This is a genomic window from Serratia inhibens (genome assembly GCF_003591175.1).
Taxonomy (GTDB): Bacteria; Pseudomonadota; Gammaproteobacteria; order Enterobacterales; family Enterobacteriaceae; genus Serratia; species Serratia inhibens.
This window is the reverse complement of record NZ_QYYG01000012.1, coordinates 24,034-39,326: the sequence shown is the minus strand read 5'-3', so window position 1 is coordinate 39,326 and position 15,293 is coordinate 24,034. Positions and strand designations below refer to the sequence as shown.

General features: G+C 56.2%; 15 protein-coding genes. 1 reads left to right on the top strand and 14 read right to left on the bottom strand.

The window, feature by feature from the left end; genetic code table 11:
* Positions 1-8: 8 nt before the first annotated feature.
* From D4100_RS23940 to acuI, 14 genes are all read right to left on the bottom strand, one after another.
* A complete protein-coding gene (locus tag D4100_RS23940) occupies positions 9-704 on the bottom strand; it encodes a CTP synthase C-terminal region-related (seleno)protein (protein ID WP_119805402.1) in 696 nt (231 codons plus the stop codon).
* A 127-nt stretch (positions 705-831) separates the two neighbouring features.
* A complete protein-coding gene (gene lpxP / locus D4100_RS23935) occupies positions 832-1,752 on the bottom strand; it encodes a kdo(2)-lipid IV(A) palmitoleoyltransferase (protein WP_065506666.1) in 921 nt (306 codons plus the stop codon).
* A 363-nt stretch (positions 1,753-2,115) separates the two neighbouring features.
* On the bottom strand, positions 2,116-2,412 hold the full coding sequence (fis, locus tag D4100_RS23930) for a DNA-binding transcriptional regulator Fis (protein WP_000462905.1): 297 nt from the start codon (positions 2,410-2,412) through the stop codon (positions 2,116-2,118).
* A gap of 21 nt (positions 2,413-2,433) precedes the next feature.
* A complete protein-coding gene (dusB, locus tag D4100_RS23925) occupies positions 2,434-3,399 on the bottom strand; it encodes a tRNA dihydrouridine synthase DusB (RefSeq protein WP_037416196.1) in 966 nt (321 codons plus the stop codon).
* Positions 3,400-3,781: 382 nt separating this feature from the next.
* Complete coding sequence (locus tag D4100_RS23920) at positions 3,782-4,516, bottom strand: carbonic anhydrase (protein WP_065506665.1); 735 nt, start codon at positions 4,514-4,516, stop codon at positions 3,782-3,784.
* Positions 4,517-4,706: 190 nt separating this feature from the next.
* Positions 4,707-5,588 (bottom strand): 50S ribosomal protein L11 methyltransferase, encoded by an 882-nt coding sequence (prmA, locus tag D4100_RS23915; RefSeq protein WP_065506664.1) that lies wholly within the window; start codon positions 5,586-5,588, stop codon positions 4,707-4,709.
* A gap of 11 nt (positions 5,589-5,599) precedes the next feature.
* A complete protein-coding gene (panF, locus tag D4100_RS23910) occupies positions 5,600-7,045 on the bottom strand; it encodes a sodium/pantothenate symporter (RefSeq protein WP_065506663.1) in 1,446 nt (481 codons plus the stop codon).
* Complete coding sequence (locus D4100_RS23905) at positions 7,035-7,277, bottom strand: YhdT family protein (RefSeq protein ID WP_065506662.1); 243 nt, start codon at positions 7,275-7,277, stop codon at positions 7,035-7,037. The genes panF and D4100_RS23905 overlap by 11 nt, the downstream gene beginning before the upstream one ends.
* Positions 7,278-7,430: 153 nt before the next feature.
* Complete coding sequence (gene accC / locus D4100_RS23900) at positions 7,431-8,780, bottom strand: acetyl-CoA carboxylase biotin carboxylase subunit (RefSeq protein WP_065506661.1); 1,350 nt, start codon at positions 8,778-8,780, stop codon at positions 7,431-7,433.
* 10 nt (positions 8,781-8,790) lie between these two features.
* Positions 8,791-9,258: an acetyl-CoA carboxylase biotin carboxyl carrier protein gene (gene accB, locus D4100_RS23895; RefSeq protein ID WP_065506660.1), complete on the bottom strand. Its 468-nt coding sequence runs from the start codon at positions 9,256-9,258 to the stop codon at positions 8,791-8,793.
* Positions 9,259-9,290: 32 nt separating this feature from the next.
* A complete protein-coding gene (aroQ, locus tag D4100_RS23890) occupies positions 9,291-9,743 on the bottom strand; it encodes a type II 3-dehydroquinate dehydratase (RefSeq protein WP_004948665.1) in 453 nt (150 codons plus the stop codon).
* Positions 9,744-9,984: 241 nt separating this feature from the next.
* Positions 9,985-10,584: a protein-methionine-sulfoxide reductase heme-binding subunit MsrQ gene (gene msrQ / locus D4100_RS23885; protein WP_065506659.1), complete on the bottom strand. Its 600-nt coding sequence runs from the start codon at positions 10,582-10,584 to the stop codon at positions 9,985-9,987.
* Positions 10,585-11,586 (bottom strand): protein-methionine-sulfoxide reductase catalytic subunit MsrP, encoded by a 1,002-nt coding sequence (gene msrP, locus D4100_RS23880; RefSeq protein WP_065506658.1) that lies wholly within the window; start codon positions 11,584-11,586, stop codon positions 10,585-10,587.
* Between the two features lie 247 nt (positions 11,587-11,833).
* Positions 11,834-12,811, bottom strand: a complete 978-nt coding sequence (gene acuI / locus D4100_RS23875; protein ID WP_119805401.1) for an acrylyl-CoA reductase (NADPH) — start codon at positions 12,809-12,811, stop codon at positions 11,834-11,836.
* A 306-nt stretch (positions 12,812-13,117) separates the two neighbouring features.
* Here acuI and csrD point away from each other — a divergent pair, with 306 nt between their 5' ends.
* Positions 13,118-15,049 (top strand): RNase E specificity factor CsrD, encoded by a 1,932-nt coding sequence (gene csrD, locus D4100_RS23870; RefSeq protein WP_119805400.1) that lies wholly within the window; start codon positions 13,118-13,120, stop codon positions 15,047-15,049.
* Positions 15,050-15,293 lie beyond the last annotated feature (244 nt).

The window sequence follows — 15,293 nt, the reverse complement described above, 5'->3', positions numbered from 1 at the left end:
GCTTTTTTTCAGCCATTGGCCGCGGTTTTAATCAATTCGACCACCAGAGGCGACAGCTCATCGCGCAACGCGGCTCGTTCGGACTGGAACAGCGTCGCGGCGTAAAAACGGTGCCCCGGCAGTTCTATCGAACGTACGTCACCTTCGCGGTCATGGCTACTGATAATCAGCGGGTGTTGCTGCAGATCGGCAACGAACTCCGGGTTAACGCCGAAATTGCAGTGGTAGCCTTCATGCGTTTCCAGCTTGCCGTAAGCGCGGGCGACCAGCGTGTCCGGTTGGAAAATGATGTCCCCGTCGATTTCCACCAGCGAACAGCTCAATGGCGAGATAACCAATCGGCCGCCGGTGTTGGTTTCCGCATGCCCGGCATCGTGCCATCCCATGACATTACGAGCGTATTCCACAACCGCATACTGGAAGCCACCGCAGGAGCCGAGGAAGGGGATATTCTGTTCGCGTGCATGGCGAATGGTCATAAAGACGCCATCGTCATGGTTGTACGGGCTGCCGGGTACCACCCAGATAGCATCATAATCTTGCAATACCGAGGTGTCGGTAAGGGTTTCTGTGGGCAGCCAGTGGGATTGAATATCGACGTTAAGGTGTGCGGCGGTGAGCTGGAGAGCGACGGGGATAGCCTGGTGAGATACGGCCTGGGGTTTGTAGTCACCGACCAGAGCAATGCGGACTTGAGTTTTCATCGTTTCCTTTTCCTGTACGGGTAAAAAAAGAGGTTACAGCAAAGCCGAAGGACCGGCCGCAGGTTTTTTAAACGCAGCGCACAAAAAAGCCCGGCGTCTTGGCCGGGCTGGGAAACAGCATCTGGGCTCAGTACAGCGACGGTGCGCCGGCCGGCCGGGTTTTGAAGCGGCGATGCAGCCACATGTACTGCTCCGGCGCGCGCATGATCTCTTTTTCCACCACTTTATTCATGTAGGTGGCTGCAGCGAGTTCATCGCCTATCGGGTAATCTTCCAGAGCAGGCTGGATCAACAGGTCATAGCCGCGGCCTTTCTCGCGGCGGATCAGTACCACCGGAACCAGCGCCGGCTTGGCCATACGCGCCAGCATAAAGGTGCCGCTGGTGGTGGCGGCCTGATCGACGGCGAATAACGGCGCGAATACGCTGCCACGTGGGCCGTAGTCTTGATCCGGAGCGAACCAAACGGCCTCGCCGCGTTTCAGGGCATGCACCATGCCGCGCAGGTCTTTGCGATCGAGCATGGCCTTGTTGGAGCGCATGCGGCCTTTGGTCTGTGCCCATTCCATCGCTTTATTGTTGTGTGGGCGGTACATCGCCATCATGGGCTGACACAGCCCCATAGCGCGGCCACCCAGCTCCAGCGACATAAAGTGCACGCCAATCACCAGCACGCCGCGCTCATTCTGTTGCGCCATTTTCAGGTGATTGATGCCGGAGACGTTGAACCAGCGTTTGACTCGCTTATCCGACCAAAACCAGGCCATGCCGGTTTCCAGCAGACCCATGCCGAGGGATTCGAAATTGCCGATCACTTTGCGCTCGCGTTGCGCCTCGTCCATATCCGGGAAACACAGCTCCAGATTACGACGGGTGATGGAAACGCGGCGTTTCAGGAAACGCATCGAGGTGCGGCCCATCCATACGCCGAGCTTGTGCAGCAGCGGGTAAGGCAGTTGAACCAGCAGGAACAGAATGCCCAGACCGAACCAGGTAAACCAGTAACGCGGGTGCAGCAGGGCCGAACGGAATTTTTGTGGACGCTTCATATCAACTCATTTATGCAATAAGGGGGTAGTAACCTGTAACGCATAAAGGATCCACTCGATTGCGATACGACTACTAAGACACCCAGACATCATTATGGTTTAGCCAGATTCCATAATTGACTAAATCTTTACACTCGAAGGGGCAGTTCGCGCTGCTGTCAGGCTTCGGAAGGATGGCTGTAGGCCAGCGAAGGCGGCTCCAGGAATGCATATTGTATCACACAATACGGGCTACGAAGTAAGAGGGGCATGCGAATATTCTCATTCGCATTGCGGCTGGGTTTATTCGGTGCAAGGTTAAAGAAAAAGGCGCTTACCAAATGAGGTAAAAGCGCCTTTTTTCAATACGTTAACTGACTAGTATCAGTTCATGCCGTATTTTTTCAATTTCTTACGCAGCGTACCACGGTTGATGCCCATCATCAGAGCAGCACGGGTTTGGTTGCCACGGGTGTATTGCATCACCATGTCCAACAGTGGCTGTTCAACTTCAGCCAAAACCAGCTCATACAAGTCATTAACGTCCTGACCATTCAGTTGAGCAAAATAGTTCTTCAGTGCTTGTTTAACCGAGTCACGCAGAGGCTTTTGAGTCACTTGATCCTGTGAGTTCACGGTAGAAACGGTCAGTACGTCAGAATTTACGCGTTGTTCGAACATAGTTCTGTCAGCTCTTTTTTGTTACGCAAGATTTTCGAAATATGCCTCCAACGCCTCCAGCTGTTCGCTGGCATCCTCTATGGCGTTGAATGTGCGCCGAAACTGGTCATTCGGGGCGTGTTCCTGGAGATACCAGGACACGTGCTTGCGAGCAATCCGGAATCCCTTGCCTTGGCCATAAAAGCCGTGCAATTCCCGAATATGCCCTATCAACAAGCGCTTAACCTCGCCAAGCGGCAAAGGTGGCAGCAACTCCCCAGTGTCCAGATAATGCTGGATTTCCCGGAAGATCCAGGGTCTCCCCTGAGCAGCACGGCCTATCATCAGGGCATCGGCCCCGGTGTAGTCGAGCACTGCTCTGGCTTTATGCGGGTCAGTAATGTCGCCATTCGCGATAATCGGAATGGAAACACTCTGCTTAACTGCCCGAATGCTGTCGTACTCCGCGTTGCCGTTGAACAGGCAAGCACGGGTTCGGCCATGAATAGTCAGGGCCTGTATACCACAATCTTCGGCCAGTTGGGCAATCTCTACACAGTTACGGTGTTCTGGCGCCCAGCCGGTGCGAATCTTAAGCGTTACCGGCACATCCACTGCGTTAACCACCGCGTGGAGGATCTGTTTAACCAGATCCGGGTACTGCAGCAATGCAGACCCTGCAAGCTTCCGGTTCACTTTTTTGGCCGGACATCCCATATTGATGTCGATGATCTGTGCACCGCTGGCCACGTTAATACGCGCCGCGGCGGCCATATCATCGGGATCGCATCCGGCAATCTGCACGGAACGGATCCCTGGTTCATCGCTATGTACCATACGCAGACGCGACTTATCCGTCCGCCATACCTCCGGATTGGAGGAGAGCATTTCGGATACAGCCATCCCAGCACCCATTGCATGACATAGGGTTCTAAACGGGCGATCTGTAATGCCGGCCATAGGGGCCGCAATCAGGCAATTTGTAAGCTGGTGGTGTCCAATGCGCATAGACAAAGAGTAACCATACTGTGTCCGCAAGGGCGCGTATATTACGCATTTTTGCGTTGAGATGAAAGGCCAAACTTTGACCAATTCGCCGTTATCGGGCAGGGAAAAGGGTCTGCGTCAGGATTCATAAAAATATTGTATATATTTAACAATGAGTTGACTTGGTTTGCTTGTTTTTTGCGCAATAAAATATTCCCGACACAACAGAATTTTATCTGTAATCAGTGCGGATTCCACTGGAGAACCGCGGCAATATAGGGTGTTTCTCAGGGCATTCCGTTGAGAATAGGCGGAATTACGCTGAACCACCTTGCGCTGGGGCGGCTAAACAGGCGCTTATTCACCGCCGGCGACCAAAACCGGCGGCAACCTGCTGATAGCCTTAGTCGACGATGACCCGGCCATTCAGCGGCTGTATCGGGCGGTTGTTTGCATGCCGGACTATGCCCTTGAATTGGGCGATCTGCTCGGTCGACGCGCTGACCGGTTTATCCAGCACCATCCAGCTAACCCCTTCGGAGCAGGGTGGCGTGGTCAGCGAACCGCTGAAGCGATAGAAGTTAAACTGCTTGGGCAGCAGGGCCTTGATATCCAGCGGAGCGTTCAATACAGCGGTTTGATCGACGGCGGTCGGTATCTGTTGCCAGGCCTTCGCCAGTTGCGCGTTCGCTTTGCCTGGCTGGAACATCAGTGCCAGCACCGCCAGTTCCCCCTCTTTGCCTTTATAAACAAAGTGGCCCTCCAGCGGGAACTGTTTGCCGTCAATTTCATTTTCGCTTGGGGCGTGGAAGTGGAACTGTTGCAGCGTAAAGGTATTGTTATCCAGCACCAATGTATTGCCGCCGCTGACGTTGACCTGCAGGGTGTGACCGTTGTTGACGATCTGCTGTTTGCCTGGCTGGAACGCCAATTGCAGTTGGCCGTGTTGGGTTTTCAGGGCACCCTTGATATTGACCGGGGACTGGTTTTTACCGGTTTCGCACAGCGAGAAGTCTGGAGAGAGCTTGCCCCAGTGCGCCGGATCTTCCTGGCCATCATAGCCCCAATGCGCCTGTTCAGCCGCAGTGACCGAAAAGCTGCCGGCTAAAAGCACGGCAATCAATAAGTGACCTTTCATGTTAACTCCCTTTAAAAACGACGGTGTGAGGTTTGTCTGAAGAGTCGCCGTCGCCTCTGTGGGCGTTGGCGTCAGGGAGAAGAGAATACACCTACTAACTATAGGTATAAATCAGTCAGGCTCGGAGGAAATAAAAAATCCACCGAAAGGGGTAACTTCCGATGGATTTTTGCATGAAGGGAAGGTGTGATTATTTACGCTGGCCGGTAATGCGGCACCATTCTTCGCGCTCTGCGACCGGATCGAGCGTGAATTTATCTTCATAGGCTTCCGCCACGCTTGCCGCCTGGGTGGCCAGCACGCCGGACAGGCCCAGGTAGCCGCCGGACTTCGGCAGGCAGCCGATCAGCGGCGCCAGTTCGCGCAAGGGGCCGGCCAGAATGTTGGCGACCACTACGTCTGCCAGCAGGTCGGCCGGCTGGTCTTTCGGCAGATACAGTTCCAGACGCTCTGAAACGCCGTTACGCTGCGCGTTGTCGCGGCTGGCCTGAATGGCCTGGGGATCGATATCGATGCCGATAGCGCGCTCTGCACCGAGCTTCAGTGCGGCAATCGCCAGAATGCCGGAGCCGCAGCCGAAGTCGATAATGGTCTTACCGGCCAGATCGAGGCCATCCAGCCACTGCAGGCACAGCGCGGTGGTCGGGTGGGTGCCGGTACCAAACGCCAGACCCGGGTCGAGCATCACGTTGACCGCATCCGGATCGGGCACGTCGCGCCAGCTCGGGCAGATCCACAGACGCTCGCCAAAGCGCATCGGATGGAAGTTGTCCATCCACTCGCGTTCCCAGTCCTTGTCTTCCAGCTGTTCAATCTTGTGGCGGAAACCGGCGCCCAGCAGCGGGTGCTGTTCCAGTATCGCCACCACTTCGACCATATCGGTTTCCGCGTCGTACAGCCCGATCACATCGGTATCGCCCCACAGCAGGGTTTCGCCCGGCAGCGGCTCGAACACCGGATTGTCGTGGGTATCCTGGAAGGTCACGGATACCGCGCCGCTTTCAACCAGCGCGTCGCTCAGGTCTTCCGCCTGGCTGCCGGTGGTGTTCAGTTTTAGTTGGATCCAAGGCATAGCTATTCTCTTTAAGAGGGTAATGATGACGCCACCCGGCGCTTTTCGCCGACGACGTTACCGATATAAAACGCCAGCAGGCTGAGCAACAACGAAGGCACGATAGGGTGCAACCCCGCCAACTGCAACTTGAAGCTGGCCAATAGCGTATAGCATACCGCACCCGTCACCATTGAGCTAAGCGCTCCCTGCGCGTTGGCGCGCTCCCAGTACAGCCCAAGCACCAGCGGCCACAGGAATACCGCCTCCAGGCCGCCAAACGCCAGCAGATTCAGCCAGATGATCATTTCCGGCGGTCGCCAGGCCGCCAGCAGCACCAACAGGCCGAGGATCAACGTGGTCAGGCTGGAGAAACGCTTGATCAACCTTTCGTTCTGCATTTGCTGCGGGCGCACGCCAAGATAGAGATCTTTGACGATAGTGGCGGAAGATTGCAGCAGTTGGGCGTTAATCGTCGACATGATTGCCGCCATCGGTGCGGCCAGGAAAATGCCGGCGGCATACGGCGGCAGCACGGTAATCATCAGCGTCGGGATCACCTGATCGGGGATCTTCAGGTCCGGCAACACCGCGCGGCCCAGCGCGCCGGCCAGATGCATGCCGAACATCAGCACCGCCACCACCATGGTACCGAGGATAATGCCGCGATGTACCGCTTTGCTGTCTTTGTATGAGATGCAGCGCACCGCGGTATGCGGCAGGCCAATCACGCCAAAGCACACCAGGATCCAGAACGATGCCATAAAGGGCAGGCTGAGGATCTGTTCGCCGCCCTGAGGCGAGACCAGCGCCGGGTCGATCTGTTGCAGCTTGTCCACCGCACTGTGCAGGCCGCCGGCGGCGTGGATCACCGCAACCAGCAGCAGCACGGTGCCGATCAGCATCACCAGCCCTTGCATGGCATCATTCAGCACGCTGGCGCGGAAGCCGCCAAAGGCGGTATACAGCGCGATGCTGATGCCGAAAATCAGCAGACCGGTGTCGTAAGGGATACCGGCGGCGGTTTCCAGCAGGCGCGCGCCACCGATAAATTGCACCGTCATGGCGCCCAGGAAAGCCACCAGCAGGCTGAGGCTGGCCAGCCATACCAACAGGCGGCTTTGATAGCGGCCGTACAGCATGTCGTTCAGGGTGATGGCGTTGTAGCGGCGCGCCAGAATGGCGAACTTTTTACCCAGCACCCCGAGCGACAGCCACACCGCAGGCAGTTGGATCATGGCCAGCAGCACCCAGCCAAGGCCGTATTTGTAGGCGGCACCGGGGCCACCGATGAATGAACTGGCGCTGATATAGGTCGCGGTCAGCGTCATGGCCAGCACAAAGCCGCCCATTGAGCGGTTACCGAGGAAATATTCGCTGAGGAAGTTGCCGCTCTGACGCCGGCTGTATGCGTACACCGACAGCCCGAACACCAGCAGCAGGTAGGCGATCAACGGCAGGATCACTTCAGTTTGCATCGCCATCCTCCAGCGAAATATCGCGGAACACGCCGCGTACCATCAGCCAGCACAGGCCGATAAATAGCAGCGGTACCAGCAGGCAGGCCATTTCGAACCAGTGCGGCAGGCCGGTGATGCCGGCATCGCTGTCCGGCAGATAGGCCGCCAGCGACCAGGCCAGCAGGTAGAGCAGCGTCAGCCCCAGCGCCCAGCGCGCTTCGCGGTGTGCCTGAATAAAGCGTTTGTCCATCAGTGTCTCCCACAGGTTTAGGGTGAGGGATGTATCAAAGGTAGGGAATTCTACGGCATGCTATCGTTTTGCCAAGCCGTTACTGGCCTGAAATGAAAAAGAAAAAGGCCGGTGATTAACCGGCCTTCTGTCAGGCAATACGGGCAGCCTGCCTTAGGTTTCCTGCATACCCAGCTTCTTCTCCAGATAGTGGATGTTGGTACCACCGTGCTGGAAGTTTTCGTCGCTCATGATCTTTTGCTGCAGTTCAACGTTGGTTTTGATGCCATCGATGATCAGCTCAGCCAGGGCGTTCTTCATGCGGGCAATGGCCACGTCACGGTTTTCACCGTAAGTGATCAGTTTGCCGATCATGGAATCATAGTACGGCGGTACGGTATAACCGGCGTAAATATGAGATTCCCAACGCACGCCGAAACCGCCTGGCGCATGGAAACGGGTGATCTTGCCCGGGCTCGGCAGGAAGGTGTTCGGGTCTTCGGCGTTGATACGGCATTCCACCGCGTGGCCGTGAACCTTCACTTCGTCTTGTTTGATCGACAGCGGCTGACCGGCAGCGATGCGCAGCTGCTCTTTGATCAGATCCACGCCGGTGATCATTTCGGTAACCGGGTGTTCAACCTGAATACGGGTGTTCATTTCGATGAAATAGAACTCGCCGTTTTCATACAGGAACTCGAAGGTGCCTGCACCGCGATAACCGATTTCCACACAGGCCTTCGAACAGCGCTCGCCGATGTAACGGCGCATTTCGCTGGTGATGCCCGGTGCCGGAGCCTCTTCAACCACTTTCTGGTGGCGGCGCTGCATGGAGCAGTCGCGCTCGGCCAGATAGATGGCGTTGCCCTGGCCGTCCGCCAAAATCTGAATTTCGATATGGCGTGGGTTTTCCAGGTATTTTTCCATGTAAACCATGTCATTGTTGAAAGCCGCTTTGGCTTCCGCTTTGGTCATGGAAATGGACTGTTCGAGATCTTTGTCGCTGCGCACAACGCGCATACCACGGCCGCCGCCGCCGCCGGACGCCTTGATGATCACCGGGTAGCCGATGCGCTTGGCGAAGGCACGGTTTTTATCCATGTCGTCGGTCAGCGGGCCATCGGAGCCAGGGACGCAAGGCACGCCGGCTTTCTTCATGGCGTTGATCGCAGAAACCTTGTCGCCCATCAGGCGGATGGTTTCGGCTTTCGGGCCGATGAAGATAAAGCCGGAGCGTTCGATCTGCTCGGCGAAGTCGGCGTTTTCGGACAGGAAGCCGTAACCCGGGTGGATCGCCACTGCGCCGGTAATTTCCGCCGCAGAGATGATTGCCGGGATGTTCAAATAGCTTTTTACCGAAGGCGCAGGACCGATACAGACGGTCTCGTCAGCCAGCAGTACGTGTTTCAGATCGCGATCGGCTGTGGAGTGCACGGCAACGGTTTTGATGCCCAGCTCTTTACAAGCACGCAGGATACGAAGCGCGATCTCGCCGCGGTTGGCGATAACAATTTTATCAAGCATGTTCGCCTCGTTATTCGATGACGACCAGTGGCTCGTCAAATTCAACCGGTTGGCCGTTTTCTACCAGAATAGCTTTAACAACGCCGGATTTGTCCGCTTCGATCTGGTTCATCATTTTCATGGCTTCAACGATGCACAGAGTGTCGCCGGCGTTCACTTTCTGGCCGACTTCGATGAAGGCTTTCGCATCCGGGCTTGGCGTGCGGTAGAAAGTGCCGACCATTGGGGAACGGACGATGTGGCCACTCATGGCCGCCGGTGCTGCAGGAGCTTCTGCGGCAGGCGCGCTGGCAACGGCGTTAGCCAGAGCCGGCTGCTGCTGTGCCGGCATGGCATAGGCCTGTGGCATCATTGGGTAAGCCTGCACCGGAGCGGCACGGCTGATGCGAACCGACTCTTCGCCTTCAGAGATTTCCAGTTCAGAAATGCCTGATTCTTCAACCAGTTCGATCAGTTTCTTGATTTTACGAATATCCATGAGTGTGATTCCGTACTCTTTTTGCGTAGCAATTAGTGGGTTTTTGACAGACGGTTAACCGCTGCCTGTAAAGCAAATGTGTAGCCATCCGCGCCGAGGCCGCAAATCACGCCTACCGCAACATCGGAAAGGTAGGAATGATGGCGGAAAGGCTCGCGGGCGTGCACATTGGAGAGGTGGATCTCGATAAACGGGATCTGCACCGCCAGCAATGCATCACGCAGCGCCACGCTGGTATGCGTGAACGCGGCAGGGTTGATCAGAATAAAATCCGTGTTGCCGCGTGCCTGGTGTATGCGATCGATAAGCTGATACTCGGCGTTGGATTGCAGATGGCTCAGGGTGATATCCAGCGCGGATGCCTGGTTTTCCAATCCGTTAACTATCTCTGTCAGCGTCGTGCTGCCGTACTTCTCCGGCTCACGCGTCCCCAGCAGATTCAGATTGGGGCCGTTCAGAAGCAAAATGTGAGACTTGTCTGCCATTGTGCTGGTATCTCCGGCAATAAAACCATCATCGTAGAAAATAACCCGATGTCACCGATTTGTCACCTGTTAAGGGGGAAATTCACCCTGCGAACAGGAGCAAGGCCGGGCATTATAACGATATCGTAGCAATTCGCAGCTAAATACTGGTCTTATCAGCGAAGATATTCAACCCCAAATCGGCAAACTGACGATGGCGTTATCGCATTATGAGGGGTAGAACACAGAAAAGTTCCGCCCTTTAACGCCACCAATTGCGGAATTTTTTGTATCGCAGCGCCAGCAGCAGTATAGCCAACAGGGCGTAAATGAAAGGCTGCGGCGAAAAGGTTTTTACCGACCACAGGTAGTGAATCGGTGCCAATATCGCCGCCAGATAGACGAAGTTATGCAACATTTGCCATTTGGCGCCCAGTTTGCGCATTGCCCATAGCGTAGAGGTGGCGGCCAGAGCGAGCAAAATCAGCCAACTGATAATGCCTAGCGTCAGATAAGGGCGGGTCACCAGTTCTCGCCCCAACAGGCCGATATTGCTCAGCCCCAATTCGAGCGTCGAATAGCTTATCAGATGCAGCGTGCCCCAGGCAAAACACCACAACCCCACCAGGCGGCGACAGCGGATCAACAGCGGTTGGCGGGCATAGCGGGCCAGCGGGGCAATCATCAGGGTCGCCAGCAGCAGTTTCAGCGTCATTCTGCCGGTAAAATGCTGAATATCCTTGGCCGGATCGGCGCTGAACCAGCCCTGATCCACTGCCAACAGCAGCCAGAGAAACGGCAGGAATGCCGCCAGATAAATGGCGACCTTGATCCCTTTGATGTGAAGCGGAGTCAAACGCACTTAGAAATTCTCCCGCAGGTCCATCCCGCGATACAACGACGCGACCTGATCGGCATAGCCGTTAAACAGCAGCGTCGGTTGGCGTTTGACATCCAGAATGCCGCCGGAGCCGATAAAACGTTCGGTGGCCTGCGACCAGCGCGGATGATCGACGTGCGGGTTCACGTTGGCGTAGAAACCGTATTCATTTGGCGCAGACTCATTCCAGGTCGTCGGCGGTTGATCACGCACCAGGCGGATATGAACAATCGATTTAATGCCTTTGAAACCGTATTTCCATGGGGTGATCAGCCGCAGCGGTGCGCCATTTTGCGGCGGCAGCGTTTTGCCGTACACGCCAACGGTCAGCAGAGCCAGCGGGTTCATGGCCTCATCGAGACGCAGCCCTTCGACATACGGATACTTCAGGCCGCCGCCGATAAAACGATCCTTCTGGCCCGGCATCTGTTCCGGATCGTACAGCGTCTGGAAGGCAACGTAGCGCGCATTGCTGTTCGGTTCCGCCAGTTTGATGAGTTTACCCAACTCAAAGCCAATCCAGGGGACGACCATCGACCAGGCCTCCACGCAGCGCATGCGGTAGATGCGCTGTTCCAGTGGGAAGCGTTTGATCAAATCATCGATATCCAGCGTGATCGGTTTACCGACTTCACCGTCGATGCGCACCTTCCAGCCTTCGGTTTTCAATCCCCCGGCATTGGCGGCGGGATCGGCCTTATCGAGGCCGAATTCGTAAAAATTGTTGTAACCGGAAACCTTGTCTTCGGGCGTCATGGCCAGTTGCGCCTGCCAGGCGGCCGGTTTGCTGAATTCCAGCGGCTTGCCGGCCGGGGCTTTGGGCCTGTCGTTACCTTTGAACCATGACAGCACATCGGCCTGCGCGTTAAGCGGCAGGGCCAGCGATGCGGCGGTGATGCCTAACGCCTGCAACACTTTGCGCCGCTGATGAAATACGCTCTCGGGCGTGACATCGGCCTCGGTCAGTTTAGGGAATTTGCTCATGGTGTTTTTCTCCGCATTTTTACCCGTCGCCTTGCAAAATAGGGCATTCAAACCTGCCCCGGTCAGACTTACCGGGGCAGGCGAATATGTTCGCCCCGATTAACGCGGGCGCAGCATGCTGTGCCTCTACAATACTCCGGGATATTAGAGGTAAGCATGGCGTGAAAGCAGGGCTTATGCGAGAGGCGGCAGGAAAATATGAAATTTCGTAGAGCGGGTTCCCCCCGTTGCCGGGGGGCGAGCAGATTTAGCGGATTTTCACCAGCGTGCGGCCGGTGACCTGGTTATCCAGTAGCGCCGCGGCAGTGGCCGGTGCCTGTTCCAGCGTAATTTCCTGCGTGGCCTGCTGGTAGAAGCTGTCCGGCAGAATGCCGGCCAGGCGTTCCCAGGCGGTTTGGCGGCGGTGCAGCGGGGTATGTACCGAGTCTACCCCCTGCAGGCGCACGTTGCGCAGAATAAACGGCATCACCGTGGTTGGCAGGTGGTAACCGCCGGCCAGCCCGCAGGCGGCGACGACGCCGTTATAGTTCATCTGTGCCAGCACTCGCGCCAGCAAGGTATCGCCAACGGTATCTACCGCTCCGGCCCACAGCTGTTTCTCCAGCGGACGTGGCGCCTCCAGATAGCCGCTGCGCGAGAGCACCTCTTTGGCACCCAGCGCTTTCAGGTAGTCGGTGTTGCTTTCGCGGCCGCTGATCGCGGTCACGTGATAGCCCAACGCCGTCAGAATGGCGATCGCCGCGCTGCCAACGCCGCCGCTGGCGCCGGTCACCAGAATATCGCCGTCATCCGGTCGTACGCCGCCTTCCTCCAGCGCCATCACGCATAACATGGCGGTAAACCCCGCAGTGCCGAGGATCATCGCTTTGCGTTCATCCAACCCATGCGGCAGCGGCACCAGCCATTCGCCGGATACCCGTGCCTGCTCTGCCAGGCCGCCCCAGTGATTTTCGCCGACGCCCCAGCCGGTGAGCACCACGCTCTGGCCTTCCTTAAACCGCGGGTCTTTGCTGTCGCGTACCGTACCGGCGAAATCGATGCCAGGCACCATAGGGAATTGGCGGATGATCTTGCCTTTGCCGGTGATCGCCAGTGCATCTTTATAGTTAAGGCTGGACCAGTTGACGTCAATCGTCACATCGCCATCGGGCAGTTGATCGCTGTTGATGTCTTTGATGTGAGCCAGAGTTTGATCGTCTTGTTGTTCCAATAACAGTGCGCGCATGTCACTCTTCCTCGCTTTTTCATTTTTGCCATAGATGGCTGAATCAGATTTATTTGACTATATGCATAATAAGAAATTTATGTCCTGATAAAGGACAAATAATGACGTTTTAAGGTTTTCTTCGTTGGCTATGCTTGATAGGTTGATCGGCATGACTTGCTGCCTTATGTTGGCGGAATGAGCGAAGCGAAAGGTTAGTTATTAATTAAAAATCAAGGTATTGAGTTGCATTCATTTGAGCGGATTCGGGGCCTTTATACCTCCAAAGGTGAAAATTTTCGTAACCATAACGGACAGGGCACAGGGATGCGATTTACCACGAAGCTGTCTACGTTGATCACCCTGCTGGTTGCTCTGGCGATGTTTTTGATGCTGATGGGGTGTTCATACAGTTTTTTCTACGTTACTCAGGATCGCCTGGAGCGCCGCTTCGATTCGCTGGTGACGTCGCTCGATCAGTCAATGCTGCATGGCGCCCCGGACGAACAGCAACAATGGTTGCCGCTGGTGATGCGTCCGCTCGGTATCGTGGCCGTCAGCGTCGATAGCGGCCGCACCAATCTCCTCACCTATAAACTGCCGACTTTGAAGCTGCCCTGGGATTCGCTGAACGGCTACCGTCAGGTCTCCCGACCTCTGCTGCAGCACCCGGGCAGTTCGCTTAACATCACCTATGTCGATCCCTTCGCCAGCGATGTGCGCTCGCTGCAATCCACCGGCGTCGTCACGCTGTCGATCGTCGTGATGATGGTGATTTTGCTGTTCAGCCTGCGCTGGCTGCGTGAGCAGGCCGAGGGAGAGGATCGGCTGGAACGCCGTGCGCGGCGCATTCTTAACGGCGAACGAGAGAGTGTGATGCAGGGCGATGTGCGCGAATGGCCGGCGAACGTCAGCGGTGCGCTTGATCGCCTGCTGGCGGATCTGGCGGAAGCGCGCGAAGAGCGTAGCCGGGTCGATACGCTGATCCGCGCCTTTGCCGCGCAGGACGCCAAAACCGGGCTGAACAACCGACTGTTTTTTGATAACCAACTGGCGACTCAGTTGGAGGAAGAAGGCTCGCACGGCATTGTCATGATGGTGCGGTTACCCGACTTCGACACGCTGCGGGAAACCCACGGCAACAACGCGGTACAGGAACTGATGTACTCGCTGGTCAATCTGCTGTCGACTTTCGTGATGCGCTATCCGGCAGCGCTGCTGGCGCGTTATTTCCACAGCGACTTCACCGTATTGTTGCCGCACCGTACGCTGAAAGAGGCGGACGGCATCGCCGCGCAGCTGGTGAATGCCATTGACTCACTCCCTTCAACGGCGCTAATCGATCGCGAGGCGTTCTTGCATATCGGCATCGTGGCGTATCGCAGCGGACAGACCCCGGAACAGGTGATTGATTACGCGGAGCAGGCAACGCGACACGCCACGCTACAGGGAGGAAATGGCTGGTACGTATATGACAGCCAGGTGCCCGAAAAGGGGCGCGGCAGCGTCAAATGGCGCACCCTGCTGGAGCAGGTGCTGGTGCGGGGCGGTCCGCGCCTGTATCAAAAACCGGCGGTAACGGTGGAGGGGGATGTTCATCACCGTGAAATCCTGAGCCGGATTTATGATGGAACCCAAGAGTTGTTGCCATCTGAATATATGCCGCTGGTGCAGCAGTTGGGGTTGGCTGAAAGTTACGATCGCCAGCATATCAGCCGTATCCTTCCTCTGCTGGCGCTGTGGCCGGAAGAGACGCTGGCATTTACGCTGTGCGTAGATTCATTATTGCAGCGCAGTTTCCAGCGCTGGTTGCGCGATACCCTGCTCCAGTGTGAAAAAAGTCACCGTCGGCGAATTCTGATTGAACTTGCAGAGGCAGATGTGTGTCAACATATCGACCGTTTGCGCCCGGTGCTGAGATTGCTTTCAGGATTGGGTTGCCGTCTTGCCGTTTCTCAGGCGGGATTAACCGTGGTCAGTGCCTCCTATATCAAGTCCTTACCGGTGGAGATCGTCAAACTCCACCCTGGTTTAGTGCGTGGGATTGATAAGCGTGATGAAAATCAGCTGTTCGTACAGAGCCTGACCGGTGCCTGCGAAGGCACCAGCGCCAGGGTGTTTGCCGCCGGCGTGCGGACGAACAACGAATGGCAGACGCTGAAAGAACGCGGGATCCTTGGCGGGCAGGGTGACTTTTTTGCGCCGCCGGAGCCGATAGACGTGGGGCGTAAAAAATATTCGCGCCGTTATCGCGTTTAACCTGAATGCCGGGCAAAAATTGACGTAGAATGAGCGCCAATTCATCTGGGCCATTTTATCTGTCATTTTGGGATTATCCCCAAACTGCCTGCGACAAGAACGCCTATTTGATATAGGCTCTTGTCAGCCCTTTTCTGTTGTACGTTGGTAGGTGCTTACCACCCGCGTCAATCAGGGAATATGTTAGATTTTATGAGCTGTGTTACGCCGTTTCGTGCGCTGACAGGGTGGTAAACTGAGCCTT

What these genes read in the sequence shown, in the direction of transcription:
- D4100_RS23940 (WP_119805402.1), bottom strand. Translation starts at nt 704, where the DNA reads ATGAAAACTCAAGTCCGCATTGCTCTGGTCGGTGACTACAAACCCCAG.
- lpxP (WP_065506666.1), bottom strand. Translation starts at nt 1,752, where the DNA reads ATGAAGCGTCCACAAAAATTCCGTTCGGCCCTGCTGCACCCGCGTTAC.
- fis (WP_000462905.1), bottom strand. Translation starts at nt 2,412, where the DNA reads ATGTTCGAACAACGCGTAAATTCTGACGTACTGACCGTTTCTACCGTG.
- dusB (WP_037416196.1), bottom strand. Translation starts at nt 3,399, where the DNA reads ATGCGCATTGGACACCACCAGCTTACAAATTGCCTGATTGCGGCCCCT.
- D4100_RS23920 (WP_065506665.1), bottom strand. Translation starts at nt 4,516, where the DNA reads ATGAAAGGTCACTTATTGATTGCCGTGCTTTTAGCCGGCAGCTTTTCG.
- prmA (WP_065506664.1), bottom strand. Translation starts at nt 5,588, where the DNA reads ATGCCTTGGATCCAACTAAAACTGAACACCACCGGCAGCCAGGCGGAA.
- panF (WP_065506663.1), bottom strand. Translation starts at nt 7,045, where the DNA reads ATGCAAACTGAAGTGATCCTGCCGTTGATCGCCTACCTGCTGCTGGTG.
- D4100_RS23905 (WP_065506662.1), bottom strand. Translation starts at nt 7,277, where the DNA reads ATGGACAAACGCTTTATTCAGGCACACCGCGAAGCGCGCTGGGCGCTG.
- accC (WP_065506661.1), bottom strand. Translation starts at nt 8,780, where the DNA reads ATGCTTGATAAAATTGTTATCGCCAACCGCGGCGAGATCGCGCTTCGT.
- accB (WP_065506660.1), bottom strand. Translation starts at nt 9,258, where the DNA reads ATGGATATTCGTAAAATCAAGAAACTGATCGAACTGGTTGAAGAATCA.
- aroQ (WP_004948665.1), bottom strand. Translation starts at nt 9,743, where the DNA reads ATGGCAGACAAGTCTCACATTTTGCTTCTGAACGGCCCCAATCTGAAT.
- msrP (WP_065506658.1), bottom strand. Translation starts at nt 11,586, where the DNA reads ATGAGCAAATTCCCTAAACTGACCGAGGCCGATGTCACGCCCGAGAGC.
- acuI (WP_119805401.1), bottom strand. Translation starts at nt 12,811, where the DNA reads ATGCGCGCACTGTTATTGGAACAACAAGACGATCAAACTCTGGCTCAC.
- csrD (WP_119805400.1), top strand. Translation starts at nt 13,118, where the DNA reads ATGCGATTTACCACGAAGCTGTCTACGTTGATCACCCTGCTGGTTGCT.